We start from the raw sequence: 25,253 nt of genomic DNA on the forward strand, positions 1-25,253 counted from the left end.
CCGTTATGAACGACCATGAATTTTTGAAATATTTTGACAGCGAAATGCGCTGGCTGAAATCCGCCGCCAGAGAGTTTGCCGAGCAGCATCCTGACGCCGCCCGCCGCCTCGGCGTGGACAGCCTGTCGCACAAGATGGATGAGTCCGTGGAGCAACTGTTTCAGGGCTTCTCACTGATGATGGCGCAGCTGCGACGCAAGATTGATGATGATATTCCCGAGCTGACAGAGCCTTTGCTGGGCCACCTGCTGCCGGTGGTGAATCGTACCCTGCCGTCAATGGGCGTGGTAGAGCTGACGCCGGATATGGTGGCACAGGTACGGGACGCGGTATTGCCGGAAGGCACCACGCTGCTGACCCGCTCAATGGATGAATCCGGTCTTCGCTGTCCGTATCGCACCACCGATGAGTTAACGCTGCATCCACTCACCCTTAACGGTGTCAGCGCACAGTTTCACCCTGATGGGCATCAGGTGTTGAGTCTGCGCTTCTCCCTCAGCCAGTACGCTGACCCGAGCCAGGTAAATCTGCATGCGTTGCCGCTTTATATCAACGGTGACCGCCCGCTGCAGTCGATGCTGTACCAGGCACTGACGCACCATGTCAGCCGTATCACGGTGCGGTTGCCTCAGACCGGCAACCCAGACCCGTTGCCGTTTGGCGGGACATTGGCTAACCGCTGGCAGCAGCACTGGAAGCCTGTATGGCCGCAGAGTGACAGCCCGGCGCTGTGTGGTGAAGTGCGCCCGTGGCTTGAGTATTTTAGCTTTCCTGCGCGGTTTGCTTTCTTCACCCTAACCGGGCTTGATACGCTGCCACTCAGTGAGGAATGCCGCGACTTTATCCTGGAAATCCATCTCACCCAGCCGCTGACTCGCGATATCCCTTTACCCGATGATGCGCTACGCATTAACTGCGTTACGGTCATTAACCTGTTTTCCCTGAATGCGGAACCGCTGAAAGTACAGCCTACCGTGCTGGATTATCGCCTGCGCCCGCACCGGCTGCGTGACCACCATACTGAAATCTACAGCGTAGATACGGTAGCGGCGAGTGAAACTCTTAACAAACGGCAGTATGTTCCGTATCGTCAGTTCCGTCAGAAAGGGGGGATGTTGGCGCGTAAAGCGTCCTGGCCTGAACGGTATTATCACACCCGCATCTGGCGCGGCGTCAGTGGCCTGCATGAAACGCTGCTGATGCTCGGAGGGACATCCGGTGAACAGGATTTAGCACAGGAAGAGGCCACGCTGTTTATGAATCTCACCTGCACCAACGGCAACTACCCGCGCATGGCGCTGGATAATGCAGTATTTGATGGCACTGCCGTTGCGGGCAACCTAACGCTGCGCTGCCAGACCCGGCACGCGCCTTCCATGCCCTCTTATCCACCACTGACTCAGCTGTATCAGTGGCACGTGCTGTCGCTGCTGCACCCCAGAGCGCTAAGCCAGATGCTGGCAAGCACCGATAACCTGAAAGCCGTACTTCAGCTCTTTAACTGGAGTAATGACGACAACAACCGTCGTCGTATCGCCGGTATTACGCACGTCAGTTACAAACAGGCCTTTAACTCGTCTCATCACTGGCACGGCGTGAAAATCCGCGTAGAACTGGATGAGCATCACTTTAGCGGCATCGGCGATGCGCGTCTGTTTTGCGAACTGCTGGAGCAGTTCTTCACTCAGTACGCCAGCGTCATCCGCTTCACGCAGTTAACCGTGTTACTGACACAATCTAAGACCGAATGGACATGGCCGCAGCGGCGCATTGACCGGGTGTTGATGTGACGACTGAAAACAAAAAAAATAATCCAACCCTCCCGCCATTCTGGCTGGACGGCGAAGGCAATGACCACACGGCACGGTTTAACTTTTATCGCTTCTGCCAGCTGATTGAAGGGCTGAACGGCGGCACGCTGGGCACGGGGCGCGCCATTACAGACGACCCGGTGCGCTTTCGCCCCAATCCGCATCTGGGTTTTCCTGCAGGGGAACTGAAGCGCACGGAAACTGACCCGGATAACCCGGATGCACCACCGACCATCAGGACGAACTTCTTCGGCCTGTACGGGGTGGACTCGCCACTGCCTACTGCCATCATCGATGATATTAACCAGGGACGCGACGGGGCCGATGCTATGGCGGCGTTTCTGGATATCTTCAACCACCGGCTGATGACGCAGTTCTACCGTATCTGGAAGAAGTACAGCTACCCGGCCACCTTTGAAGATGGCGGAGTTGATAACATCTCCCAAAGCCTGATGGCTCTGACCGGTATCGCCCACGGCCAGGACATCTCATCCTCACGATTACTGGCAATACTGCAGCCTCTGCTGCAACCGACGCACACCGCCGAGGGGATCGCGGCGGTTATCCGCAGCCAGGCACCCAATACAGAGGTAAATGTGTTCCCGCATCATCCGGTGAGGATGCCGGTGTCGAAACGGGCACGGCTCTCATTGCGGGATGGCATGACGCTCGATCAGCACCCCATTCTGGGGGATGAAACCACCGTTGCCGGGTACTGCTCGCGGGTGGAACTCTCGACAGAGAATTCTGATGAAGCAAAGGGCTGGATGCCAGACGGTCAGCTTAAACAGGATGTGATGGCGTTACTGCGCACCTATCTGGGGTGCGATTACGATGTCCGCCTGTGGCTGACGATCCCGACACGGCTGCTGCCGGTTCCCCGACTGGGCGATTCTGGATTGTTCTCCGGATATAACATGATGCTGGGGCTGAGGGACGACAATCTGGGTGAGATGCCGAAAACTACGCGAATCAAAGTCGGACGGCTCAGGGAAGATAGTCCAGAGTTTGGGCGAGTATGATGCGTGAGAAAATAATTTATCAATATGCTTATCAAGGTCTTATCTGAGGAATTGCATCAGGATGCCGAGTTAATGTGGCGAGCACGCCTTTCCCACAAGCAGGACTGGTTTGTTCTCAACGCAAGAAAACCTGAATTTTTTTGTTCTTTAAAAGGAGAAAGTGATGGAATCTGCTCGTGATAAACGTACCGGTGAAATTGTTGAAGCCGAAGACCTGTGGTTACTTGATAATGTCGATGCCAACGGCTACGTATGCTGGGGATGTGGGATCGAGATGTACCCCTCAGCTTGGCAAAAAGGCAGTAAGAAAAGACCGTCGTGTAAACTGATATGGGGTAAGTTTGCCTGCTCTAATGCTTGGTTATGTGCCTTTCGGGGCTCGACAATTTTCCCACTCTTACTATTACTGGTGAAGACCCAGCGATCTTCACTAACATCGCTTTTTGACGTTCTAGCCAGTTCAGCCAGAATAGTTGAGACATAAGGTGTCAATGGGATCATACGTTCGCCCTTATCCTTGATCCGCATGCTGGACCATTTGAAATCAATATCGGTCCAACGTAGAGATGCTATTTCCTCTCGCCTTGCCCCCGTGAGTAAAAGAACCTGGAGATAGGTTGAAATCACAGGATTGCTTAGCCGTCTTACTTCAGTGAACCAGCTCTTCAGTTGCTCTTTCTGAAGGCAGTCATCTGCTTTACTGGCAGATATTGGCACCATTTTTCTGACATTACGGTCTTGGGTGAGATCAACAGGAATAATCCCCTGAAACTGCTTGTGGTCCTCGACCCACTTCAAAAATGTTCTAAGGATGCGGTATGAATTGGCTGTGACCGTCGGGCGGGTTTGTCTTTCCCTTGTCAGCCAATCAGTGATGAGAGCGGGAGAAATATCGGATAGTGGTAAATCAAGGAAACATGCTAACGGTGCAGCAATAGTTAAACCATCACCCACTTTTTTGGCATTCCCACCACGATCTGAAAGCCTGATATGGTCCGCAAGGTAGCGTTGAGAATAGGGGCGCTTTGTTTTGGCACTGATGCCGTTTTCCAACTCCTTGATATACTCTTCCCACGCGATAGAGAAAATCACTTTCCCCCTACGTGATTCAACCTGCAGTGATTGAAGAGCTGCGATCTTTTCTGCTTTGGCGATTCTGGGATCGATTCCTGTATCAATGAGCGTCTGTAGTCGCCGAGCTTCGGTTCGTGCATCATCGATTTTCTAGTCGCTAATATTGCCAATCGTCATGCGCAGAGTTTTCCCCAGAAACACACTCTGGAAGATAAATGCTTTTGTCCCTTTAGTTGCACGGCAGGCCAGCATTGTTACGTCTGAATCCCAAAGAAACTCTTGCGATTTTCCTTCAGTTAGTTTAAATCTACGCAACCGTTCGAAGGTGAATTTTTGTCTCGCAGACGCCATTTGTAGCTCCTTATTGAATACTTACACCAGATGCTAATGTAACGGCTGGTGTAAGTAAATTGAGACTATAAAGATCAACGCTCATCAATTTTCGTCAATGAGGTTTTTTGTTTATAATATTGTTTTAATTGGATTAAAATAAAAATAATGCGATTGTTTAGAGGCTTGGAAGTGCATGGCCTGCGCACTTCTAAGCCGTAGGTCACAGGTTCGAGCCCTGTAGGGCGTACCACCCTTACTTATTTTTACGTCTCCTAAATTTCTAAGACTCTTTACACGATTTTGTTAAATAACTGGCGCTAGTGAAAATTAGCTCCGTGCCGCTTATTATTCATTTAAGATCGATTTTTAATATGTTGATATCATTTCATCAACATATGACAGGGATATAATTTATGAAAATAATGACTATTGCTGGTTTGTGTTTACTATTGTCCGCCTGTACATGGGAGTCATTACCGCGTCCGGTATCTTCTGATGTGTGCCCTCAGGGAACAAACAGCATTACCCAGCAATGTAGGTGAATAAACGGGTATTAGGCATTTGTCGTTAGGTTGTTTTTTAAGTAAATTGTTATAGCACTTCTATTTCACATCTTATTCCATGATCGTTTTATGGAAAGTCATCATGTTCACCCCATTTGCTGTTTCTTCATTTTGCGAAAGTGAAATCATGGAAAGGCGCGCTGGAGGGTGTTTAAGCCATGTCATTCATTAAACTAATTCCATTGCACGTTAACTTTTTTTCTGGAATCCTGTTTTTTTGTGACATTACTTTGAATTTGATTTTTTGTTCTTGCCTAAGTTATTAGTCGCGCTATTATCTCTGGCCGATATTTTAAACTTTAAATGGATTTAACATGGACGAAGAAAATTCAGAAGGGTTCTTTTCAGTCATCAAAAAAGTGATTGATAGTTACAAGTTCATCATTCCCTATCTTATCATCATTTCCGGGGCTGTGGTTTGGAGGTACTTAAGTGGTATTGGCAGGGCAGATTTACTGCTCGATGCGTTCTCTATCAATATAGGATTAATATCTTTATTGTTTTCTGCTTTGATATTTGGAACGGGAATTATAGTGCTTCTGGTTTTACCAAGTGTTTTACTTGTCGGTTATCACTTCATAAGAAAAGACAGGCCCGGTGGTTATGAGATGTCTTCTGTGCCCTGCTATTGTATAGGGCTATCAATTATAGTGATATTAATTAATTTCCTCCCCAGTATTCCATGGGTGAGCGATTTGGTGAATGGGCATAAAATATCTAGCGTAAAAATAATTAATATTATTATTACGCTAGCCATCGCATTTAGCATTGTGAATACGTTGAGATACTATGTCGTTAAGGCGGGTTCCGGCTGGCTACACGTTATGTGGGTTGTCATTCAGTATCTCTTTGAGATACTTGTTTTGTCATTGTTTATATTTTTCTCCGCATCGTCAATTTTTTATCCTCTGATGATTGTGTTAAAGACCAGTAGCGTTGAGAGCACATTGGTATTTTTATATTGGCTGGCTTTCATGATAGCCTTTATTTTGATTTCGTATATGCCTTGTTTATTTTACTTTTATCTGGAAAAGATTAAAAATAAAAACAAGAAAAACACATTGCTGATAATGCAAGGTGTCTCTTTTGCTGCACTTTTCTCTTCAGTGGTTTTAATGTTTCTATTTCCAATGATTCTGAATGCATTTATATACTCTTCACTAAACTCAGTGGGTATAGTAAGTAGCGTGCCTCATTATTACTCAATTGATGCAGGTAAATATGATGTGAAAATGTTTCCGAAATCGATTTGGGCAACTCAGTCACTGGATGGTGAGCAACCAAAGGTTTTCATTCATGCTTTTAGTCTTTTTTCTATCGGGACAATAAATTTGCTCTGCCCTAATTATATTTTAAATCTGAAAGAGGAAGCGTATAAAGTAAACTTCAATCATTTCCCACCTTCTTATGACAATAAAAAAATATTTTATTTTAAAAAAATGGTGCAGGGCTGTCTGGTTTTTGAAGATACGGATATTAAACAGTGGGATACGCTTTTCGATGCAAAAGGAAAAATAAAATCATAAGAACTTCTGATAAGAATGAATGACTGGCAACAAATTTTTCCGCGTCAGTCATTCATTGGGGGACTCAACCAAAGAAACACCCATTTTCGTCTGTGCGCACAACCTTTCCCGTCTGTCTTTAATCAGAATGACGAAGGGCTTGTGCAGATTCTCAGAGCAAAGCGCCTGTGGCCTCTCATCTGCAAGGATTTAGGCTTACGCTGAGGGCGTTTTTTTGTGTACGATCAGGGCTGTAAAATTCGCTGAAAGAGAGAGTTATGGCTTCGCTGAAAGAAGTAGCACAACTGGCATCGGTCTCCCTTATGACCGTGTCCCGCGCCATCAATGAGCCGCAAAGGCTGAAGCCGGAAACCCTGGCGCGCGTGCAGCAGGCCATTGATGCACTGAATTATGTGCCAGATTTCTCCGCACGGAAAATGCGCGGTAAAAGCAGCAAAGTTTCCACGCTTGGCGTGCTGGCGCTCGATACTGCTACGACGCCGTTCTCGGTCGAACTGCTTCTTTCGATTGAACTCACCGCCCGCGAATTTGGCTGGAGCAGTTTTCTGGTCAGCATTACGTCGCAGGAAGACAGCGAACGCGCCGTCAGTCAGCTGCTTTCCCAGCGCCCGGATGGCATCATTTTTACCACTATGGGTCTGCGCGAAGTTGAGATCCCGGCGCGGCTGATGGATAAAAATCTGGTGCTGGCGAACTGTCTCAGCCGTGAGCTCGCGCTGCCCGGTTATATTCCCGATGATTTTGACGGCCAGTATCAGGCGATGAAGCTGCTGATCCGCAAAGGTTACCGGCGTCCGCTGTGCATCTATTTGCCGCAGTCCATTCCTGCTGGCGTTCGTCGCCGCGCAGGTGCTGAGCAGGCGTGGCGCGAAGTCGGACTGGCGCAAGAACAATTGCGTCAGCTTCATATGGAACTGGGGGATGAGCATTACCGCGACGTTGTCGGGATGCTTGAAGCATTCATCATTGACGGCAAACCAGATTTTGACGTGGTGGTTTGCGGCAATGACCGCATTGCATTTTTGGCGTATCAGGTGCTACTGGCAAAAGGGATGGCGATACCGCAACAGGTGGCAGTGCTCGGGTATGACAATATGGTGGGTATTGGTGATCTGTTCCTGCCGCCGCTGACCACGGTGCAGCTACCACACCGCGAAATAGGCCGCGAAGCGGTACTGCACCTTATCGAGCAGCGTCCCAATCACGGCCTGATAAACATCGCCTCGCCCGTGCTTGAGCGCGCGTCGTTATAACGTACCTGACAGATTAACCCGCAGATAATGTCCAGTAATCACTTTGCACTAACGCCGCTTTACCTTCCTGCGCAAAGAAGAACAGAGTGCGTTGATCGGGATGTGGGTAAATCCGGCTGCTGAGGGTTGCTTCTCCCTGATTAACAAACACTTCAATCGACGATCGGTCAATAAAGATCCGCATCTCAAGCATGTTGTCCGAAGGCAGTGCAATACTGCGGCAGTCTTTGATCCCATGCCCCGGGAAGTCCCTTTCCAGACAGAGTCTTTGCGTCTTAGCATCCACGAAGACCCAGACGCCATCGCCGAGTTTTATGCCGAAGCTCTGTGCGTCAGAGGTGCTGAGATCCCATTGCGAGATGATTTCGATTGCCTGCGCATTTTCAATTATCCGCTCAATACTGTTCCTGATGACATGCGGCAGGAGAGGGTGATGAGCACGGCGCAGCGTCCGCACTTCATCAACCGGCTCCATGCGCACGTTACCATTGCGCAGCGTCAGTTCGCGCGGCAGCGTCATGCAGCCCGCCCAGCCTTCCGCTTTCGATGGCATCACAGATTCCCACATGTCCATCCACGCGATAACCACCCGGCGTCCGTCGGCGGCTGTAAACGACTGTGGCGCGTAGAAGTCATGGCCGTTGTCGAGTTCCGTAAAACCTTCCAATACCTTAAAATCCTGACCTGCCTGCCATGTGCCGCGCAGGCAGCCGCTCTGGAACAGGTTACGGTAATCGTGGCCTTGCGCTTTGATACCCTGCGGCGAGCACATCAGAATGTGTTCATCGCCAAGAGGGAAGAAATCTGGGCATTCCCACATGTAACCTGTGTTGCCGTCGGCTTTAGCGAGCACGCGATCGAGCGTCCAGTCGCGCAGGCTGTTGCCTTTGTACAGCAACACCTGACCGCAATCGTGCTCATCCCGCGCGCCGATCACCATCCACCAGTAACCAAACTCGTGCCACACCTTCGGATCACGAAAATGCATGATGTTATCCGGCGGCGTGAGCACCACGCCCTGTTTGGTGAAGTGAATACCGTCCTCGCTGGTGGCGAGACATTGCACTTCGCGAATAGCACTGTCATTGCCTTCGCCGCTCAGCCAGACGTGGCCGGTGTAAATGAGGCTGAGTACACCGTGGTCGTCCACGGCGCTGCCGGAGAAGCAACCGTCGCGGTCATACTCATCGCCCGGCGCCAGCGCCACCGGCTGATGTTGCCAGTTCACCATGTCCTGACTGGTGGCGTGCCCCCAATGCATCGGTCCCCAGTTCTCGCTGAACGGATGGTGTTGATAAAACGCGTGATACAACCCCTGATGATAAATCAGCCCGTTCGGGTCGTTCATCCAGCCCGCTGGGGGGGCGAGATGAAAATGTGGGTAAAAGGTATCGCCGCGGGTGGCTATTCCAGAGCGCAACGCCTGTTCTGCGCGTTCCAGTCGCTGTTTCATAAAATCTCACTCTTTTTGAATAATACAGAGGGGGGTGTCCGGCTCTTTTCGCCAATGAGCAGGAAACCGGAGATGAGGGTCAGGACAAGGACCAGCATCCCCATAATCATGTACGTGTCTGCAAAGCCGATCAGGTCGTAACCGTGCCCGGCCAGCGGGGATAACACACTGGCGCAAACCTGCGTGATGAACTGAAAACCAACCAGATACAGCGTGGCCGAAAGGCGCGGATCGAAGCGGGTGGTAATGTACTTAAACATGGCGATCAGCAGGATTGGCAGCTCGACGGCATGCAGCAGTTTCATGCAGGAAATGGTCACTGCATCTGCCGCCAACCCAGAGCCAAATACGCGCAGCGCCATGATCAGGCCGCTTAGCAGCAAGCCATTTTTAGCGCCGATTTTGTTGACCACGAAAGGCGCCAGGAACATCCCACCGGCCTCTAAAAACACCTGGAAGGAGTTGAGGAAACCATACATCTCGTTGCCGTTTTTGACGTCCGCAAACAGCGAGGAGAAGTACACCGGGAACTGCTGGTCATAGACGTTATAGACGCTGACACCGGTGACAAACACGATAAGTGTCCAGAAACGCGGCAGACGAAACAGAGCAATTGCATCGGCCAGCTGGAGGTTGCCAGGCTTGCCGTACTCGAGCTGGTTCAGCGCATCGGTTTTCACTTCACGCAGCCGCCAGAGCAGCAGCAGGAAAATCACTGCTGAAGACGACGCCATCCAGAAATTCAGGTTCGGGTTGATGTTAAACAGCATCCCGGCGAAGAAGGTGGCCGCCGCCCAGCCGAGCGATCCCCACATCCTTGCCTTGCCGAACTCAAACCCCAGAATGCGGCTGACCCGCTCGGTGTAAGATTCCAGTGCGCCAATTCCGGCAAAAAATGTCGCGCCGACGTACAAACCACCGGCCGCAGCACCCAGAAGAATATTGACTTGCAACAGCGGGGCAAAAACAAAGATAAAGAACGGACCGCTGGCCAGTAACAAACAGCCGATGGCCCACAGCAGGTTTTTGCGCAGCCCCAGTTTGTCCTGAATAAACCCGTAAAGCGGCTGAGCGCACAGCGCCGTCAGGGCGATGGCAGAAAAGAACATTCCTGTTTCCGTGCCTTTAAGCCCGACCTTTTGGCTAAGCCAAAGTGAAATAAGCGAAAAGGCGGAGGACCAGGTGTAGAAGAAGCAAAAAAGCAATCCACTTAGCAATATGTAGTGACTTCGGTGACTGTTTCTCATGGGCATATCCGTGCGTGTTACGAAGAGATAATGCACATTGTTAACGTTAACTTATTTCTTTTCCCAGACTGAACGATGCGTAAGTATGATGTTAATCACAAATGTTAACGTTAACATAATCGGGGTGTGATCTGAACCGCAAAATTTTGCGGTTCAAAACGTTGGAAGGGGGGGAACGCCGGGCAAACCGCGCAATCCATGCTCGACCATTGCCATGTAAACGGCAAAATAGTTCAGCACCATTTGCATAAATGTCAGATGCAAGACAATGGTGTTGTTCGGCGTATCCAATGTCAGTAATCTGGCAACTTCTGCCGCTTTCAGGCATCGCTTGATGTGCGAGCGTGAAACGCCACACTTGAGCGAGGCCCTCAGGTAATTGTACTCGATCACCGCCGTCTGCTGTTTCATGCTCTCCATATACAAGTCCATCAGCAGCATGTGCCCGGCATCCCTGAAAATGAACTCCTTACAGTCCGGCACCATATCGAAGAGATACACCTGATTAAGGGTAATTTCTGAGTATTTTTGGAAATACTCTGCGGTGAAGTTTTCCATTTTCAAACACCCTGATACATCGAAATCCGGATAAAGCATGCCGTAGGGGATCATCATGGTATTAATTAGCGCACGGGTTTCATCGAGCGCTTTTGGCGTCACCTGATAGTTTAACTTTCGCTTATCCTGAGGATCCTTTTTAACGTCCATACGACCGCCAACCCGGATAAAGAGCAGAAAGGAATCGATCGTATTGTCACTGATTAAACCCGTTTGCTTACAAAAATCTTTTACGTGGCGAAGCGTCGGTTTTTCTGTCGTGAAAAAATACGCCATAATGGCCGAACCGATAATAAAACGGTTTGCTTTAAAAATAACCTTAAAATAGAGCGGTTTAGTCAGGTAAAGTCTGAACAGAAGTTTATAGTGCTTCTGCATGACTGCCTCAATGTCTTTATGGGTCTTAATGATTTCTGCACGGTGAGAAATTAATTTTGTGAGTTGTTGTTTGCTCTTCATATTGCCGCTTACTTTGCCTGGTTCCATAATACAAATAAAAAAACATTGCCATTGTTCTTTAGGGTTAATTTAAAGTCCGTTGATAAACGGTTCATGATGTTATATGGCGAGATTTGGTGTTTAGCGATTTTTGTTAAAATCAGGAAGGGTCTTTATTGCCCATCTCAGGATAATCCTAGCACTAAAGTGACTATTTTGCATAAACCCTGATTTTATTTTAACCGGTTAAAATACTTTCAAAACTAAAAGGCTTATTTTTATGGTGGATATTTTAATTAGCTATTTCATCGGGTTAGGTGATTTTTTTTATGAAATGTTTTTTTTGCCATTTCTTTCAAAAAAATTAACCACAAAAATGGACAGTGACATAACAAAGCCTGTGTGAGAATTTTCTTAGCGCCAGGTTATACCCGTTGATTCAGATGTCCGGGTTAACAGGGGTTCTCTCTGGAGGGGGAATTACCGGCACGTTTGTTAATGGATTTTATAAGGATTTATCATGGAAGAGTCACGTCATCAGACCCTGCTTTACGGCAATTCTTTTACGTTATTTTGTAAAAAGAAGTTCGCCAGGCTACTTTGTTTCCCTCTGATATCAATGACTTTTTTAGTCATGCCTGCAGCTTTGGCAAATATGAGTGTCTATCCCATGGAGGTGACGCTTAATAGCCAGGGCGCAGCGCAGGTACAAACCTTGTCGCAAAGCGGTGAAGCGCAGTTTATTAAAGTCACCATTAAGCGAATAGATCGTCCTGCGACACAATTCGAAAAAGAAATATTGCTCGAAGATGCGGTTTCACGCTCGCTGATCGCCACGCCAGATAAATTCGCGCTGGCATCGGGTTCGCAACGCATCATTCGTCTTATTTCGTTACAACCAGCGGAAAAAGAGACCGCCTGGCGGGTTTACTTCGAGGCGGTCGGTGCGCCGGAGGAACTGAAAGATAAAACAGGTCAGGAAAGTAAACTCAGCAACCAGGTGGGTATCAATTTAGTCTGGGGCGTTTTGGTTCATATTCCACCGAAACACGCTGTGTTATCTCTCCGCTCATTATCGTCAGGTGAAGTTAAAAATAATGGCACCGTGCGCATGGTGATTCGCGAGGTCGGTCTCTGTCCGGAAAAAAATAGCAGTGGCAGCTGTCAGTGGAAACAAGAACACGCCACGGTATATCCGGATGAGACATTGCAGTTCAAAGCATGGACGCCAGCAGAGTTAAACTCTGCCCAGGCAATAAGAATTAAATATGTTGATCAGAAAACGAGAAATGTGAATGAGTACGTTCTCGAAAAGTAATCAGCCTATTTTAAGGAAATAACAACACGTTTGTTATTAAGCAGTTCATTATCATCGAGACGGTCATTAATACACTTCATACTTCAAGTCGCAGGTGCTTGGGCTGTATTCATTCGCCTGCCTGCAACTCGAGTTATTGATTGTATAGGGCCATTACATGGATTTTCATGGAGCTACAAATGCAAAAATTAATCAAACCACTTTTCATCGCTGCTGCATTAACGGCTGCATTTAATGCGCAGGCTGTGCAGAAAGATATTACTGTAAATGCTAACGTTGATGCGACGGTAGATATGACCCAGGCTGACGGTACCGCGTTGCCGGGCACGATTAATATGCAATATATTCCGGGCCGTGGTTTGTCTACTTATTCGCTGGATACCAAAATCTGGTCGAACTCTTCCACTGCCAATATTAACGTTGCACTGGTGAGCGCTGCCCAGTTAAACGAAACCGTGACCGGTACCACCGTTCCGTTGAAAGTGACGCTGGGTGCAGACCTGAAACCTATTACCACCACGGCCACGTCCCTGACTTACGCATCCTTGTTCCCGGCGGGCACCACCAACGGTTCTTCCGTTCTGCCATTGAAAATCTCTCCGGCAACGGTAGCGCCTCTGGCGACCGGCACCTATTCCGGCGTGGTGAGTCTGTTGATCACACAGGCAACGACGTCGAGCTAATTTGCCGGAGTTGACTGATCGATTATTTCGGGGGGCAGTGCGCCCCCTTGTTATTCTTTTTCAGCAGGACGCTGTAATGAAGGTCAATATTCGCAGAGCTTTAATCGCCTCTTTCATTACCCTGATCCCCTTTCTTTCAGCCCGTGCTACCACTCAGGTTCCGCCTGGTTTTGAATCGCTGGTCACCGGCCAGACTCTGTGGGTCAATCTTTCTGTCTACGGGCAATCGCTCGGACTTTTTGAAGCCTCCGTTAACCTCGATACCGTCACATTCCTCAAACCGGAAGACGTGGCGCAGGCGGTGATGAGGCATTATCAAAAGGGTGCTCAACAGCAAGCAATTCTGGACCGTCTGATCGGCAACCCTCTGGCACGTAACGGAAATCTGGCGTGCAGCAGTAACGGCGATGTGGCAGGCTGCGACTATCTGGACACGGATTCAGTCGCGCTTATCTATGATGAAAATAATGCCAAAGTTGCGCTGTTCCTCGGCCCACAGTTTGTGCCGCTCGCGGCAGATAACCGCTCACCGTATTACGAACAGACGGCAGAAACCGAAGCGGCATTTATCCATCAGCAGAATATTAACTTTGTTACCAATAGCGACGACCAGACCCTGTCCCTCCAGGGTGCGGGCGCGCTCGGGCTGACAGAAAACAGCTATGCCGGTATTGACTGGGACTATCTGGCGCAGAAATATCGCCAGCAAAATCATCAGGAAGTACGTTTTAATAACGTCTTCCTGCGCCGTGACATAGGCAAGCGCTATTACGTTCAGGCGGGGCGCATGGACTCGCGGGATATATTCAGTAACGCGGGCGGGAACATTACCCTCAGCCAGCTACCGCTCAGCACTATCGAAGGTGCTCGCGCCGGCTCTACGCTCGCCTGGATGAACAACTCACAGGTCGCGCAGGGCACGCCGGTGACGGTGTTTATCACCCGTCCATCGCGTATTGATGCCTATCGCTTTCAGCAACTGCTCGGCACCTTTTACCTGAATGCGGGGACACAGAACCTCGATACCAGCGCGTTCCCCAACGGCAGTTACACCGTGACGCTGCGTGTTTATGAAGATAACCAGCTGTCACGCACTGAGCAGGTACCTTTCAGCCGTACGGGTTATGCGACCAGCCAGAATATCGAATGGTTTGTGCAGGGCGGTGCTATTCCAGACAGAGAAGTGCAGAGCAACGGCGCTGAATCACAAAACGGTGCAGACCGCCGGGTGATGCAGGCGGGCATAAAAGTGCCGATCACCCGTGAAGCCGCGCTCACCGGCGCTGTGGCCGCGACCAACCGCAACCACTTTGTCGAAAGCGCACTCGACTGGAGTCACGGATTTGATAACCCGCTGCTCGACGGCATTCTCACCACCCGCTTTAGTTATCTGAAGGGCGGCGAAGGCTCGCGCGGCAACATTCAGCAAGTCACCTATAACGACGGTTTTTCCCTCAGCTTTTATCGCAGTGCACTGTATGCGCAGGATTGTTATAGCAATAACGGCGGCCAATATGGTTTCGGCGGCTGCTATCAGAGCAGCAGCCTGATGTTCAGCGTGCCGGTGAAAAGCTGGTACGTGAATGCCGGTTACAGCGCCAGTGAAAATGAAGGCCGCAACGTGATACCTGCACAACGGGACAATAACGACCTCGTGCCGGTGTGGACCCGCCGCAGTACCTACAATAAAACGCAGACCACCACCTGGCAGGCGGGTCTCGGGCGTGGTTTTAGCGTCGGCGGTATTAACATCAATACCAGCGCCAACTTTTTTACGCGCACTAACAGCACCGGCATCAAACGCGATAACGGTGGTTTTCTTTCTGTCTCGCTTTCACGGGTCAGTGCGTCAGCGAATAGCGCCCGCTCGAACTTCAGCTCAGTAGGGATGACTTATCAGACCGATCGCAGCAGTAAAGATCAGGTCGGCTATAACGTCGCGCAAAACGCGTACTTCGATGCGCAAAACCAGCAGGAAATCGGCGTGAATCTCAATGGAAGCCAGGACAATGCGTTGAATGGTTCGATATACGGCAAGACCAGCGGTGAGTATGGCAGCGGCAGTCTGGCGTTCAGTTCAGCCTCTTCCGGTGCGTCCGGCCAGCGTTTAAGCAGCAGCGGCAGCTATAACTCCTCGATGGCCGTGGCGAAATCCGGTCTGTACTGGGGGAAATGGGGCAATGGTCTTCCCGGTGCCGCCGTCGGGCTTAACGTTGCGAGCACCGATGACAGCCGTGATACCCGCGTCGATGTCTCCGTTGACGGCGCGGGCAGCGCCAGCCTGCATGGCACCGGCCGCACGCTGTTCAGCCTGCCCGCGTATACGCAAAGTAATATCAGCATTAATGATTCGATCGAATCCGCAGCGGGTATACGCAGTGAAATCACGCAGGGTGCCGGACGTCGGACGTTGTTTATCGCGCCGGGGAGAATGCTGGTCAGCAAGGTGAATATCGTCTCTCGCTATACCTATCTCGGCAGGTTGATTATCAATCAGCAGACGCCGCTGGAAGGTGCCACGCCGCTCAATGTTGCCAGCTGGTCGGGATTAGGGCAGGGCGGATTCACCGCGGAAACCGATCACCGCATAAAGAATTTGTATATGGCGCGCGGAATGCAGATGTATCGCTGCGAAATAAAAGTGAAAAGCACGCATGACGTCGTGCGCTACGTCGGCGACAGCGACTGCAAAACAGTTGAACTGGCGTCGGTGCCGCTTAACGTTCAGCAGCGGGCAAAAATGCTGATCGCTACCCGCCGGACGGATGAAGTCCCCCTTACACGGGCGGAATTTTCTTTGCAGGAACAATAATAGGGATTTTAAATGAAAAGCAAATTGCTCACCGGACTGGCGCTGATATGCCTGATGGCCGGAGCACAGGCGGCATCACTCACGCCGTCAGGGCGTACGACGACAGTCAACCTGTCTTTCGACCGAATGTCCGTACCGGCGCAGTTGCCCATCTGGACCAATGAGAGCGGCGGTTACGACACCACCAACGCGCCAAAGTGGGGACGAAACACGCTGGTTTGTCAGTCACGAACCAGCAATCAGTATGGTGCCTGCCTGACGTTTCCTGTCTGGCTTGAAGCGTCCCCCTCGCCGTATCCCGTACCGGTCTTATTTACTGAAAGCACCACCAAACAGACGCTGGTGCTCAATATCTATATGACCAAACGAAGATCGCTCAATAACGTGGTGGTGGCCACCGATCTGGTGCCACTGAATGCCTTTGGCGGCGAGGTAACGCCGAGGGGCGACGGTACGGATTACTCGGCGTATCTCCCCTCGTCGGAGCTGAGTAAATTCCCTTTTGCCGGAATCTGGAGCGGTACACTCAAAATGTCGTTGATGCAATGGCCCCTCACCTGTACCGGGAATTCGCAGAATGTGAACGTGGGTTGTACCAACGTCACCAGGCTGGGCGACTGGATCGCCAGCATGACGTTTAAGGTGACGGATTACGGTAATCAGCAGATCTATCTGCCTGAGTTTGGCAATGCGGCGGCAAATGTGGATCTGGGTCTGAAAATCTTCCCCGGCGCACGTGCTACCACAACAGTGAATGGCAGCCGTTCACTGGATATGTGTCTGTACGATGGCAATAACTCGGACAGCAATCGTGTGAGCCTGATCTTTCAGGACGAAGGCTCCCCAGCGCCTTCAAGAGCCACCGGATTATTTTCGTTATATCTCAATGGCGGGAATAAAAATCTGGCACAAGATCGTCTGGATTATTCGATAGAGGTGATTAATCCGCTGACCAAAGCACGGCAGAGGGTGCAAAACGGCACCGAGATCATCTGGAGCGGCACCAATAAGGGGGTGTTGCGCCGTGTGGTATTGCCGGGACAGCGAAATTCGGTGCTGTGCGTTCCCGCGCCGATGGAATTAATTACGCCGTCTTTCACCTTATCGTCGAAAACGGCAGGGCGATATCGCGGCACCCTCAGGATTATTTACACCCCGACGACGCAGTAATTCTCCGACAATATTCTCAGCTCCTGTCGTTGATTAATGAAATTTACTCATAGGTTCTTTCACATTTTTCCACCTAGTCCGCTCGCACGAAAGGCGGTAACGTAGTTCAATCAGTCACGAACTTGTAATGGCATCAGCATAATGTGAAGGAAGAAAGTGACATAAACGCCCTTAGAGCAACTACGCTTTCACTATCAATGATGATGTCTTGCATGGCCCCGGCAACGTTTGCCGAAGCGGAGAATAAAATGAACGACGCAATCAGAATCACCAAAAACGGTTCCACCCCTTCTCAGAGCGGCCCGGAAAGTTACTTCACCGGTAAAGTACGCATCGACGCACCGTTCAGCGGTACGGAATCTGCCCGCGTTGGCGGTGCGACCGTGACTTTCGAGCCCGGCGCGCGCACCGCGTGGCATACGCATCCGCTGGGGCAGACGCTGATCGTCACCCACGGTCGCGGCTGGTTACAGGAAGAGGGACGCGACATTCGCGAAATGAATGTGGGGGACATCGTGTGGATCCCTGAAGGCGTAAAACACTGGCATGGCGCAACGCCGGAAAATGCCATGACGCATATCGCGATTGCCGAATCTCTCAACGGCAGCCCGGTCGAGTGGATGGAAAAAGTGACCGACGCGCAGTATCAGAAATAAAGAACAGGTTTTCCTTTTTGGCAACATCCTGTCAGGTTTATCCTGACGGGATGTCTTACTTTCTACCTGTACAGGAAAAATATCATGACCCTGAAAGTGCTCGGATATGCCGCTCAGTCAGCCAAAGTGCCATTAGCCCCCTTCGAATTCGAACAACGTGAAGCCCGCGCCGATGACGTGGTGATCGACGTAATGTACTGCGGCGTCTGCCACTCAGATTTACATCAGGCGCGCAACGACTGGGGATTCAGCACCTATCCGCTGGTTCCCGGCCACGAAGTGGTGGGCCGCGTGTCCAAAGTCGGTAAGAATGTCACCAAATTCAAAGTCGGCGATTATGCCGGGATCGGCTGTATGGTCGATTCCTGTCGTACGTGTAGCCCGTGTGAGAAAGGTCTCGAGCAGTATTGTTTAGAAGGCAATACCCAAACCTATAACAGCGTGGATCGCCACGATCATATGCCGACCTACGGTGGCTACTCAAAATCTATTGTGGCGAGTGAAAGCTTCGTGCTGAGAATGCCGGAAGGGATCGATCTCAAGGCCGCCGCGCCTCTGCTGTGCGCCGGTATCACCACCTGGTCACCGCTGCGTCACTGGAATATTACCAAGGGAAGCAAAGTCGGCGTGGTCGGTCTCGGTGGGCTGGGACATATGGCGCTGAAACTGGCCAACGCGCTGGGTGCGGAAGTCACGCTGTTTACCCGTTCCGCCGGTAAAGCGGAAGATGCCCGTCGTCTGGGGGCACATCACATCGTGGTTTCCACGGATGACGCACAGATGGCCGCGACTCACGGCGAGTTTGATCTGATCATCGATACCGTGCCTTACGTTCACGATATCAATCCGTACATGCCTACCCTGAACATCGATGGCACGCTGGTGTTCGTTGGTTTCCTTGGTGACATCAGCCCGATGCTCAATACGCTGTCGATGATCCTGGGACGTCGCTCCGTGGCCGGTTCGTGCATCGGTGGTATTGCAGAAACGCAGGAAATGCTCGATTTCTGCGCCGAGCACAACATCGGTTCTGACATCGAAATGATCAACATGCCGGACATCAACGACGCTTACGAACGTATGCTGAAAAGTGACGTGAAATATCGCTTCGTGATTGATATGGCGACGCTGACGGCGTAATAAATTCGCTTTACGCGCAGTACAACGGCCGCATCGGGTGCACTTCCCGATGTGGCTGTTTTTTTTATTCAGTCGGCCTCTCTATCTCAAATTTCTCCGCTAAATCCATAACTCTCTCTAAATAAGTCAAAAACACGCCTTATTCCTTCTATTGAATCCGATGCTTTAGCTAGATGCGCCATCACTAACTCGACTACTATAAAAAGAAATACATTCAGCGAGCTTTGTCAGGTATGCCATATTTCTTCCCGGATGAAAGCCACGTGCGTGAACGTTCGGATCGTTTTTTACGACGAATGTATCTGATGCGCATGTTGGGTACTTTCCTCTGCTTTCTGCCGATTGCTTCTGTGCTTGAAGAGCGGGGTGCATCCTGGCTGCCGGTCAGTCTGCTGGTGTTCAATGGTTTTGTCTGGCCGCACGTCGCGATGCTGATTTCGCGGCGTTCGAAAAACCCCAATCAGGCCGAGTTCAGAAACCTGGCGTTTGACGCCGTCGCCGGGGGAGCATGGGTCGCGCTGATGGGCATCTGTCCTCTGCCGTCAGCGGTGATTACGTCTATCCTTATTGCGGATCGTTTTTCCGCAGGTGGCTGGCGTCTGCTACGCCGCGCGATGGCTTTTTATTGCATCGGATTTATTATCTGCTGGCCGCTTTCGGGTATGACACTTTATACCGAGGTGACCGTACGAACGCTGTGGCTGACGTTGCCATTGTCGACGATTTATATTATTGCCTTCAGCGCCGCCAATTATTCCATCTCCAGAAAGTTACGGGATAAACAGCATGAACTGGAAAAAACTGCGCTGATGGATCCGTTCCTCGGCCTGCCGAACCGTCGGTTGCTCGACAGGCGGCTGATGCTGGAGTTTGAACGTTCCAGACAGGATCTCTCCTGCCTGATGGTACTCGACGTTGATGATTTAAAAATGGTGAATGACCTGTTTGGCCGTGAGGCCGGAGATTATGTGCTGCGTTCGGTGGCGACGATTTTGCGTCAGGAAACCGGCGAACATGATTTCCCTGCGTTGCTGGGTGACGATGAATTCGTGGTGATACTGCCGGGAATTTCTGAGGAGGAAGCCTACGCAGTGGGATACCGGTTACTGCTGAAAGTCTCTGAAATCCGCCTGTCGCAGGATGCCGGTTTCCAGTGCTCACTAAGTGCAGGTATCGCCACGTCGCGCGGGCGGGAAGATTACCACCAGTGGCTGGCCGCTGCCGAACGCGCCGTGGCGACTATAAAGCAAAATGGCAAAAACAGTATTGGCAGCGCAGGCAGGGCTTAAGCTTTTCCTGGTCTACACTGATTTGGAATACATTTTTCGGGATGAATAATGATGAAAAATATGAAAATAGTGATGGTTGCAGCGGTTACGGCCGCCGGTTTTCTGGCAGGATGCTCAAGTATCGATGAACCGGTAGGGGAGCAAACCTACCGCCCGGCAAAATTTGATGAATCTTTTGCCCAGGGACAGGCGAGTTATACGTCTTCCGTGTTTTCAATTCTGGAACGTCAACGTCGGGCGGATACTTACAAAAAGATTTTCGATTTTTGTAGCGGCAGATTCCAGACGCTTGGAGAAAGTAATGATGGCGAAAAGGTACATATAAGATTCGCCTGTTTGCCGAAAACGCTGGCGCAAAACAGCTATTCCGCCCAGCCGGGATTACCGACGCATTATTAAACTTACCGATATTTTGAGGCGCTATGAGCAAGGAAAGACCTGATTTTATCCGTCACTGGACTGAGCTCGAAGGCCCGGACGACGGCAGCTATCCCGGCGATGACGAGCTGATGTCGATAGGCGCGCCGCTTGGGAAATCACTCGGGCTGACGCGTATTGGTATTCACCACGAGCGCCTGTTGCCGGGGCGCCGTACAAGCTATCCACATGCGGAAAGTGCAGAAGATGAGTTTGTATATGTACTTCAGGGCCACCCGGATGCGTGGATTAACGGCAATTTGCACCCGCTGAAACCGGGCGATTCGGTGGCTTTTCCGCAGGGAACCGGAATTTGCCATACCTTCATCAACAACACCGATGAAGAAGTGCATTTGCTGACGATTGGTGAGGCGAACAAGGCGGAGAACCGTATTTACTATCCGAAGAATCAGGAATATGAAGCCACTCGCAAAGACCGCTGGCAGGATGTGCCGTCGCAGGAATTTGGTGAGCATGACGGGCTTTCGGATCAAAAAAGGGGCAATAAAAAGCCGGTGTAATAACCGGCTTTTTTACAGGGCTTCTACCGCGGATTTTTCAAAGATCATCATTTCGACAAAGTCTTCATTGGATTGAAAGCGACTGCCAGCGCTGCTGACAATAGGGCATCATGCGGTGAATCTTCAGCGTCTGCGCTTCATGGCGATTCAGTGAGTAACCCTCCGGGGTGATTTCCAGCGTATCACCGGCCTTCAGCGAGAAGTTGTCGTCTACCGATAAAATCAGCTTCAGGTTTTTAAACGCCTGAATGCAGATGTATTTGAGTCCTGTGTGCGGGATATTCAGGATATCTATTATTTTCCATTCCATACCTTCACTCCTTTATGAAACTACCTGTTTTTCGTGCCTCATTTTTACCTCACAACCACGTCATTTTTTGTCATCACAAGGTAATGATTTCTTTATAGGCGTTCCAATAAGTTCAATGCATGAGCTGACTCACAAAAAGGGATAGCCAAATCATCGCGGGATCGCAGAATGAATTATTTAGGACAAAGTGAAGTGATTTTGCCTTTTTATGACCGTGAATTTGCCCCTTTACAGAAAGCGTTGCGTAAACAGCAAGGAAAAAAGCTTGAACTCATCGGGATAAAACGGGTATTTCTGAATGCTTTATGATTTTTGTTATATTTTTCAGGGCAGGATGAGATGAATCACACACGTAAAAATCTTCTGGGTATTGCCTTAGTATTAAGCACGTTTTCGGCGTGGGCGAATCATTGTATCGAAACCCGCGCAGGCATCGATATGGGATCCGGCACCACTAAAATTCAGGTTGCGCAGGTAGATATTTGCCGCCACCAGTTGGGTAAAGTACTGTACGAAGATCAGCGCGCGCTGGGCTTTAACGATGATTTAGGAAAATCTGGCAATAATCGGTTAAGTGCCGTGATGCAGCAGCAGGGTATTACCGCGCTCAAACAGATGGTCGATAAGGCGCGTACGTTCCATCCCCAGCGTATTACCGGCGTGGCGACTGCGGTGTTCCGCTCGGCGTCGAACGGCCAGCAGGTGATCGACCAGTTTAACCAGCTGGCACAGATCCAGCTGCGCATCATCACCCAGGAACAGGAAGCTGAGCTGGGGTTTATCTCGGCGAAAGCCGCGCTGCATGACAACAACGTCAAAAATGAAGATTTACTGGTGTGGGACATCGGCGGCGGATCAATGCAGATGACTGCTTTTCGCGATCAAAACGGCAAGACGGTAACCGACATTTATCAGGGACGTCTGGCCTCGGTGACGCTGAAAGAATTCATCATCAGCGTGCTGAAAAATCAGGAACTCGACAAAGCGGCCTCGCCGAACCCGATTGGTTCGCTGCGTAATACCGTGCTGCGTTATGTGAATTTTTACGCACGGACGCACGTCAGCCCGCAGATCAAACAGGATGCTAAAACCCGTCGGGTGATCGGCATCGGCGGTGTCCATGGCTATTCGGTCAAAGACCAACTGCGTTCCACCAACAAGACTCCTGGCTCAAACAATACCTACACCCTAGAAGATGTGCAGCGCGTATCGAAAAATCAGGTGTGGAAAGGCGACAGCGAACTGGCCGGTGAATATCGGGCGACCGACGTCAGCAATTTGTTGCTGGTGGAAGGGTTTATGCAGGCGCTGAACATTCCGCAGGTGACCGTGGTGAAAGCCAGCCTGATTCAGGGCATTCTGGTGCAATAACGCCCGTTTAACGCATAACTGAAGGAGCAGAACCGCATGACAACTGACTCAACAAATTCGCAGCAGGATGACTTCATCTGGCTGGAAGGGATCCGCAACGAAAAGGCGCTGGCCTGGGCGCATGAGCAAAATCAGATCACACTGGCCGCTTTTACCCAGAGCAAGGAGTTTGACCCGCTTCGCGAGAAAGTGCTCAAAGGGCTGAACTCGCCGGAACAAATCCCTGGCATCGGGCGGTTTGGCGAGAAGTGGTACAACTTCTGGCAGGATGCGAAAAATCCGCGCGGCCTGCTGCGCCGCACCACGCTGGACGAATACCGTAAATCTGAACCGCAGTGGGAAACGGTGCTGGACATTGATGCGCTGGGAAAAGCCGAAGGGAAGGACTGGGTGTATCACGGCATCTATCCGCTGAAACCTGAATACAAACGGGCGCTGGTTTTCCTGTCTCCGGACGGCGGGGACGCCTCAGAAGTGCGAGAATTTGATTTGCAGACGCTGGAATTTGTCACCGACGGCTTCTTCCTGCCGGTTGCGAAAAGCCGCACCGGTTGGATCGATCACGACCATCTGTTCGTCGCCACCGATTTTGGCGAAGACTCGCTGACCGATTCCGGTTATCCACGTATTGTGAAAATCTGGTCGCGCGGTACACCGCTCAGCGAAGCCACGACGGTCTACAGCGCCGGTAAAAAAGACATGATGGCCGTGGGTTATCACGACAGCTTCACCGGCTTTGAGCACGATTATGTCGTGCGGGTGATCGATTTTTATCACCGCGAAGTGTTCCTGCTTAACGCACAAAAGGAACTGATCAAAATCGATGTGCCTGATGACGCCAAATTCAGTTCGTGGCGTGAATGGATCCTAATCCAGCCTTCCAGCGAATGGCAGGTCAACGGCCAAATCTGGCCGTCAGGCTCGCTGCTGACCATGAATTTTGACGCCTTTATGGCCGGTGATCGCACGCTGGTGCCGCTTTTTGTGCCGGGCGATCACAGCGCACTGAGCGGAGTTACCGCCACGCGTGATCAGCTCAACGGTTATTCCTGCACCTGCGATCACATCATTTTGAGTATTACGCGTGACGTGGTGAACCGCCTCGAAGTGCTGACGCCAAAAGAGGGTGGATGGCAGCGTGAGCCATTCGGGCATGTGCCGGAACTGAGCAAAATAAACGCCTGGGGCGTCTCGGACGACTCAAATGAATATTTCATGAGCGTCAGCGGCTTCCTGCAACCGGCAAGTTTGTCGCTGGGCAATCTTGATAACGGCGCGGACAAAGAAGCGGAATTGCTCAAACAGGATCCGTCGCATTTCGATGCATCCCGTTATCAGGTCAGTCAGCATTTTGCGCAATCCGATGATGGCACTCGTGTACCGTATTTCGTTGTGTGCCGCAAAGATGTGGTCTGCGACGGTAAAAACCCAACCCTGTTGTACGGCTACGGCGGTTTTGAAGTGTCGCTGGATCCGTATTATCTCGGCGTGAGCGGCGTGACATGGCTGGATTGCGGCGGCGTCTTTGTGGTGGCCAATATTCGCGGCGGGGGTGAGTACGGGCCGGAATGGCATAAGGCGGCGCTGAAGGGAAAACGTCTGCGCGCGTATGAAGATTTCGCTTCAATCGCCAAAGCGCTGATTGCCAGCAACATTACTTCACCGGCCCATCTGGCGGCGCAGGGCGGCAGCAACGGCGGTCTGCTGGTCGGCAATATGCTGACGCGTTACCCTGAACTGTTCGGCGCGATCGTCTGCGAAGTGGCATTACTGGACATGCAGCGCTACACGCAAATCTCCGCCGGTGCCTCGTGGATTGCCGAATACGGTGATCCGCAGATCCCGCAAGAGTGGGCATTTATCCGCGAATTCTCGCCGTATCACAACATCGATCCGACGAAAAAATACCCGCCGGTACTGTTCTCCACGGCGACCAGCGATGACCGCGTCGGGCCAGACCATGCGCGTAAAATGGCCGCCAAAATGCAGGCGCTGGGTATTCCGGATGTGTATTTCTATGAAAATACTGAAGGCGGCCACAGTGCAGCGGCAGATAAGGCGCAGTCCGCCTTTAAACGTGCGATGGTCAGTGAGTTCCTGCTGAAGTTTATCGGGCGAGAATCGTAAAACTCGTCGTTTTTTTCATTATCTCACTTAACTCAAACGGGATGCCATTTTGGTATCCCGTTAATATTTCGACATGTTTTATCCGCGTTATTCCCCGTAAAAGCGTTGCCTCATCAATCGTTCCTTGTTTATTATTCCTGCTTATTTGATAACAATTATCA

General features: G+C 50.8%; 19 protein-coding genes and 1 pseudogene. 15 read left to right on the plus strand and 5 right to left on the minus strand.

What is annotated here, in order from left to right; all coding sequences use genetic code 11:
- Positions 1-5 precede the first annotated feature (5 nt).
- A complete protein-coding gene (tssF, locus tag GE278_06065; GenBank protein ID QLK60360.1) occupies positions 6-1,790 on the plus strand; it encodes a type VI secretion system baseplate subunit TssF in 1,785 nt (594 codons plus the stop codon).
- On the plus strand, positions 1,787-2,833 hold the full coding sequence (tssG, locus tag GE278_06070) for a type VI secretion system baseplate subunit TssG (GenBank protein ID QLK60361.1): 1,047 nt from the start codon (positions 1,787-1,789) through the stop codon (positions 2,831-2,833). Before tssF ends, tssG begins: the two co-directional genes overlap by 4 nt.
- A gap of 318 nt (positions 2,834-3,151) precedes the next feature.
- Here the strand turns inward: tssG and GE278_06075 are convergent.
- Positions 3,152-4,258 (minus strand): annotated as a pseudogene (locus GE278_06075) (tyrosine-type recombinase/integrase).
- Between the two features lie 859 nt (positions 4,259-5,117).
- Here GE278_06075 and GE278_06080 point away from each other — a divergent pair.
- Complete coding sequence (locus tag GE278_06080) at positions 5,118-6,329, plus strand: hypothetical protein (protein ID QLK60362.1); 1,212 nt, start codon at positions 5,118-5,120, stop codon at positions 6,327-6,329.
- A gap of 257 nt (positions 6,330-6,586) precedes the next feature.
- Positions 6,587-7,582: a LacI family DNA-binding transcriptional regulator gene (locus GE278_06085; GenBank protein QLK60363.1), complete on the plus strand. Its 996-nt coding sequence runs from the start codon at positions 6,587-6,589 to the stop codon at positions 7,580-7,582.
- 13 nt (positions 7,583-7,595) lie between these two features.
- Here GE278_06085 and GE278_06090 read toward each other — a convergent pair whose 3' ends face one another.
- From GE278_06090 to GE278_06100, 3 genes are all read right to left on the minus strand, one after another.
- On the minus strand, positions 7,596-9,035 hold the full coding sequence (locus tag GE278_06090; GenBank protein QLK60364.1) for a sucrose-6-phosphate hydrolase: 1,440 nt from the start codon (positions 9,033-9,035) through the stop codon (positions 7,596-7,598).
- Positions 9,032-10,282, minus strand: coding sequence for an MFS transporter (locus GE278_06095; GenBank protein QLK60365.1), 1,251 nt, complete (start codon positions 10,280-10,282; stop codon positions 9,032-9,034). Before GE278_06095 ends, GE278_06090 begins: the two co-directional genes overlap by 4 nt.
- A 153-nt stretch (positions 10,283-10,435) precedes the next feature.
- Positions 10,436-11,299 (minus strand): hypothetical protein, encoded by an 864-nt coding sequence (locus tag GE278_06100; GenBank protein ID QLK63217.1) that lies wholly within the window; start codon positions 11,297-11,299, stop codon positions 10,436-10,438.
- A 499-nt stretch (positions 11,300-11,798) separates the two neighbouring features.
- Here GE278_06100 and GE278_06105 point away from each other — a divergent pair, with 499 nt between their 5' ends.
- The 9 genes from GE278_06105 to GE278_06145 all read left to right on the plus strand — a co-directional run bounded on the left by GE278_06105 (position 11,799) and on the right by GE278_06145 (position 21,284).
- On the plus strand, positions 11,799-12,596 hold the full coding sequence (locus tag GE278_06105) for a fimbrial protein (GenBank protein QLK60366.1): 798 nt from the start codon (positions 11,799-11,801) through the stop codon (positions 12,594-12,596).
- A 179-nt stretch (positions 12,597-12,775) separates the two neighbouring features.
- On the plus strand, positions 12,776-13,279 hold the full coding sequence (locus tag GE278_06110) for a fimbrial protein (GenBank protein QLK60367.1): 504 nt from the start codon (positions 12,776-12,778) through the stop codon (positions 13,277-13,279).
- Positions 13,280-13,355: 76 nt separating this feature from the next.
- Complete coding sequence (locus GE278_06115; GenBank protein QLK60368.1) at positions 13,356-16,091, plus strand: fimbrial protein; 2,736 nt, start codon at positions 13,356-13,358, stop codon at positions 16,089-16,091.
- A 12-nt stretch (positions 16,092-16,103) separates the two neighbouring features.
- Positions 16,104-17,261, plus strand: a complete 1,158-nt coding sequence (locus GE278_06120) for a phage tail protein (GenBank protein QLK60369.1) — start codon at positions 16,104-16,106, stop codon at positions 17,259-17,261.
- A 248-nt stretch (positions 17,262-17,509) separates the two neighbouring features.
- Positions 17,510-17,917 carry a cupin domain-containing protein gene (locus GE278_06125; GenBank protein ID QLK60370.1) on the plus strand — a complete coding sequence of 136 codons (408 nt, stop codon included), beginning with the start codon at positions 17,510-17,512 and terminating at the stop codon, positions 17,915-17,917.
- Between the two features lie 84 nt (positions 17,918-18,001).
- Complete coding sequence (locus tag GE278_06130) at positions 18,002-19,057, plus strand: alcohol dehydrogenase catalytic domain-containing protein (GenBank protein ID QLK60371.1); 1,056 nt, start codon at positions 18,002-18,004, stop codon at positions 19,055-19,057.
- 233 nt (positions 19,058-19,290) lie between these two features.
- Positions 19,291-20,346, plus strand: a complete 1,056-nt coding sequence (locus GE278_06135; GenBank protein QLK60372.1) for a diguanylate cyclase — start codon at positions 19,291-19,293, stop codon at positions 20,344-20,346.
- A gap of 51 nt (positions 20,347-20,397) precedes the next feature.
- Positions 20,398-20,745, plus strand: coding sequence for a hypothetical protein (locus tag GE278_06140; GenBank protein QLK63218.1), 348 nt, complete (start codon positions 20,398-20,400; stop codon positions 20,743-20,745).
- A gap of 23 nt (positions 20,746-20,768) precedes the next feature.
- Positions 20,769-21,284, plus strand: coding sequence for a cupin domain-containing protein (locus tag GE278_06145; protein ID QLK60373.1), 516 nt, complete (start codon positions 20,769-20,771; stop codon positions 21,282-21,284).
- Positions 21,285-21,348: 64 nt separating this feature from the next.
- Here GE278_06145 and GE278_06150 read toward each other — a convergent pair whose 3' ends face one another.
- Positions 21,349-21,594 carry a hypothetical protein gene (locus GE278_06150; GenBank protein QLK60374.1) on the minus strand — a complete coding sequence of 82 codons (246 nt, stop codon included), beginning with the start codon at positions 21,592-21,594 and terminating at the stop codon, positions 21,349-21,351.
- A gap of 339 nt (positions 21,595-21,933) precedes the next feature.
- Between GE278_06150 and GE278_06155 the strand changes: the two genes are divergently transcribed.
- Both GE278_06155 and GE278_06160 read left to right on the plus strand, forming a co-directional pair.
- Entirely contained in the window at positions 21,934-22,965 is a 1,032-nt protein-coding gene (locus tag GE278_06155; protein ID QLK60375.1) for a phosphatase, read from the plus strand.
- Between the two features lie 36 nt (positions 22,966-23,001).
- Positions 23,002-25,092: a prolyl oligopeptidase family serine peptidase gene (locus GE278_06160; GenBank protein QLK60376.1), complete on the plus strand. Its 2,091-nt coding sequence runs from the start codon at positions 23,002-23,004 to the stop codon at positions 25,090-25,092.
- The last annotated feature ends 161 nt before the right edge of the window (positions 25,093-25,253 follow it).

The organism is Enterobacteriaceae bacterium Kacie_13, from assembly GCA_013457415.1.
Taxonomy (GTDB): Bacteria; Pseudomonadota; Gammaproteobacteria; order Enterobacterales; family Enterobacteriaceae; genus Rahnella.

Coding starts and splice junctions, on each gene's coding strand:
- tssF (QLK60360.1), top strand. CDS start 6: ATGAACGACCATGAATTTTTGAAATATTTTGACAGCGAAATGCGCTGG.
- GE278_06080 (QLK60362.1), top strand. CDS start 5,118: ATGGACGAAGAAAATTCAGAAGGGTTCTTTTCAGTCATCAAAAAAGTG.
- GE278_06085 (QLK60363.1), top strand. CDS start 6,587: ATGGCTTCGCTGAAAGAAGTAGCACAACTGGCATCGGTCTCCCTTATG.
- GE278_06090 (QLK60364.1), bottom strand. CDS start 9,035: ATGAAACAGCGACTGGAACGCGCAGAACAGGCGTTGCGCTCTGGAATA.
- GE278_06095 (QLK60365.1), bottom strand. CDS start 10,282: ATGAGAAACAGTCACCGAAGTCACTACATATTGCTAAGTGGATTGCTT.
- GE278_06100 (QLK63217.1), bottom strand. CDS start 11,299: ATGAAGAGCAAACAACAACTCACAAAATTAATTTCTCACCGTGCAGAA.
- GE278_06105 (QLK60366.1), top strand. CDS start 11,799: ATGGAAGAGTCACGTCATCAGACCCTGCTTTACGGCAATTCTTTTACG.
- GE278_06110 (QLK60367.1), top strand. CDS start 12,776: ATGCAAAAATTAATCAAACCACTTTTCATCGCTGCTGCATTAACGGCT.
- GE278_06115 (QLK60368.1), top strand. CDS start 13,356: ATGAAGGTCAATATTCGCAGAGCTTTAATCGCCTCTTTCATTACCCTG.
- GE278_06120 (QLK60369.1), top strand. CDS start 16,104: ATGAAAAGCAAATTGCTCACCGGACTGGCGCTGATATGCCTGATGGCC.
- GE278_06125 (QLK60370.1), top strand. CDS start 17,510: ATGAACGACGCAATCAGAATCACCAAAAACGGTTCCACCCCTTCTCAG.
- GE278_06130 (QLK60371.1), top strand. CDS start 18,002: ATGACCCTGAAAGTGCTCGGATATGCCGCTCAGTCAGCCAAAGTGCCA.
- GE278_06135 (QLK60372.1), top strand. CDS start 19,291: ATGCCATATTTCTTCCCGGATGAAAGCCACGTGCGTGAACGTTCGGAT.
- GE278_06140 (QLK63218.1), top strand. CDS start 20,398: ATGAAAAATATGAAAATAGTGATGGTTGCAGCGGTTACGGCCGCCGGT.
- GE278_06145 (QLK60373.1), top strand. CDS start 20,769: ATGAGCAAGGAAAGACCTGATTTTATCCGTCACTGGACTGAGCTCGAA.
- GE278_06150 (QLK60374.1), bottom strand. CDS start 21,594: ATGGAATGGAAAATAATAGATATCCTGAATATCCCGCACACAGGACTC.
- GE278_06155 (QLK60375.1), top strand. CDS start 21,934: ATGAATCACACACGTAAAAATCTTCTGGGTATTGCCTTAGTATTAAGC.
- GE278_06160 (QLK60376.1), top strand. CDS start 23,002: ATGACAACTGACTCAACAAATTCGCAGCAGGATGACTTCATCTGGCTG.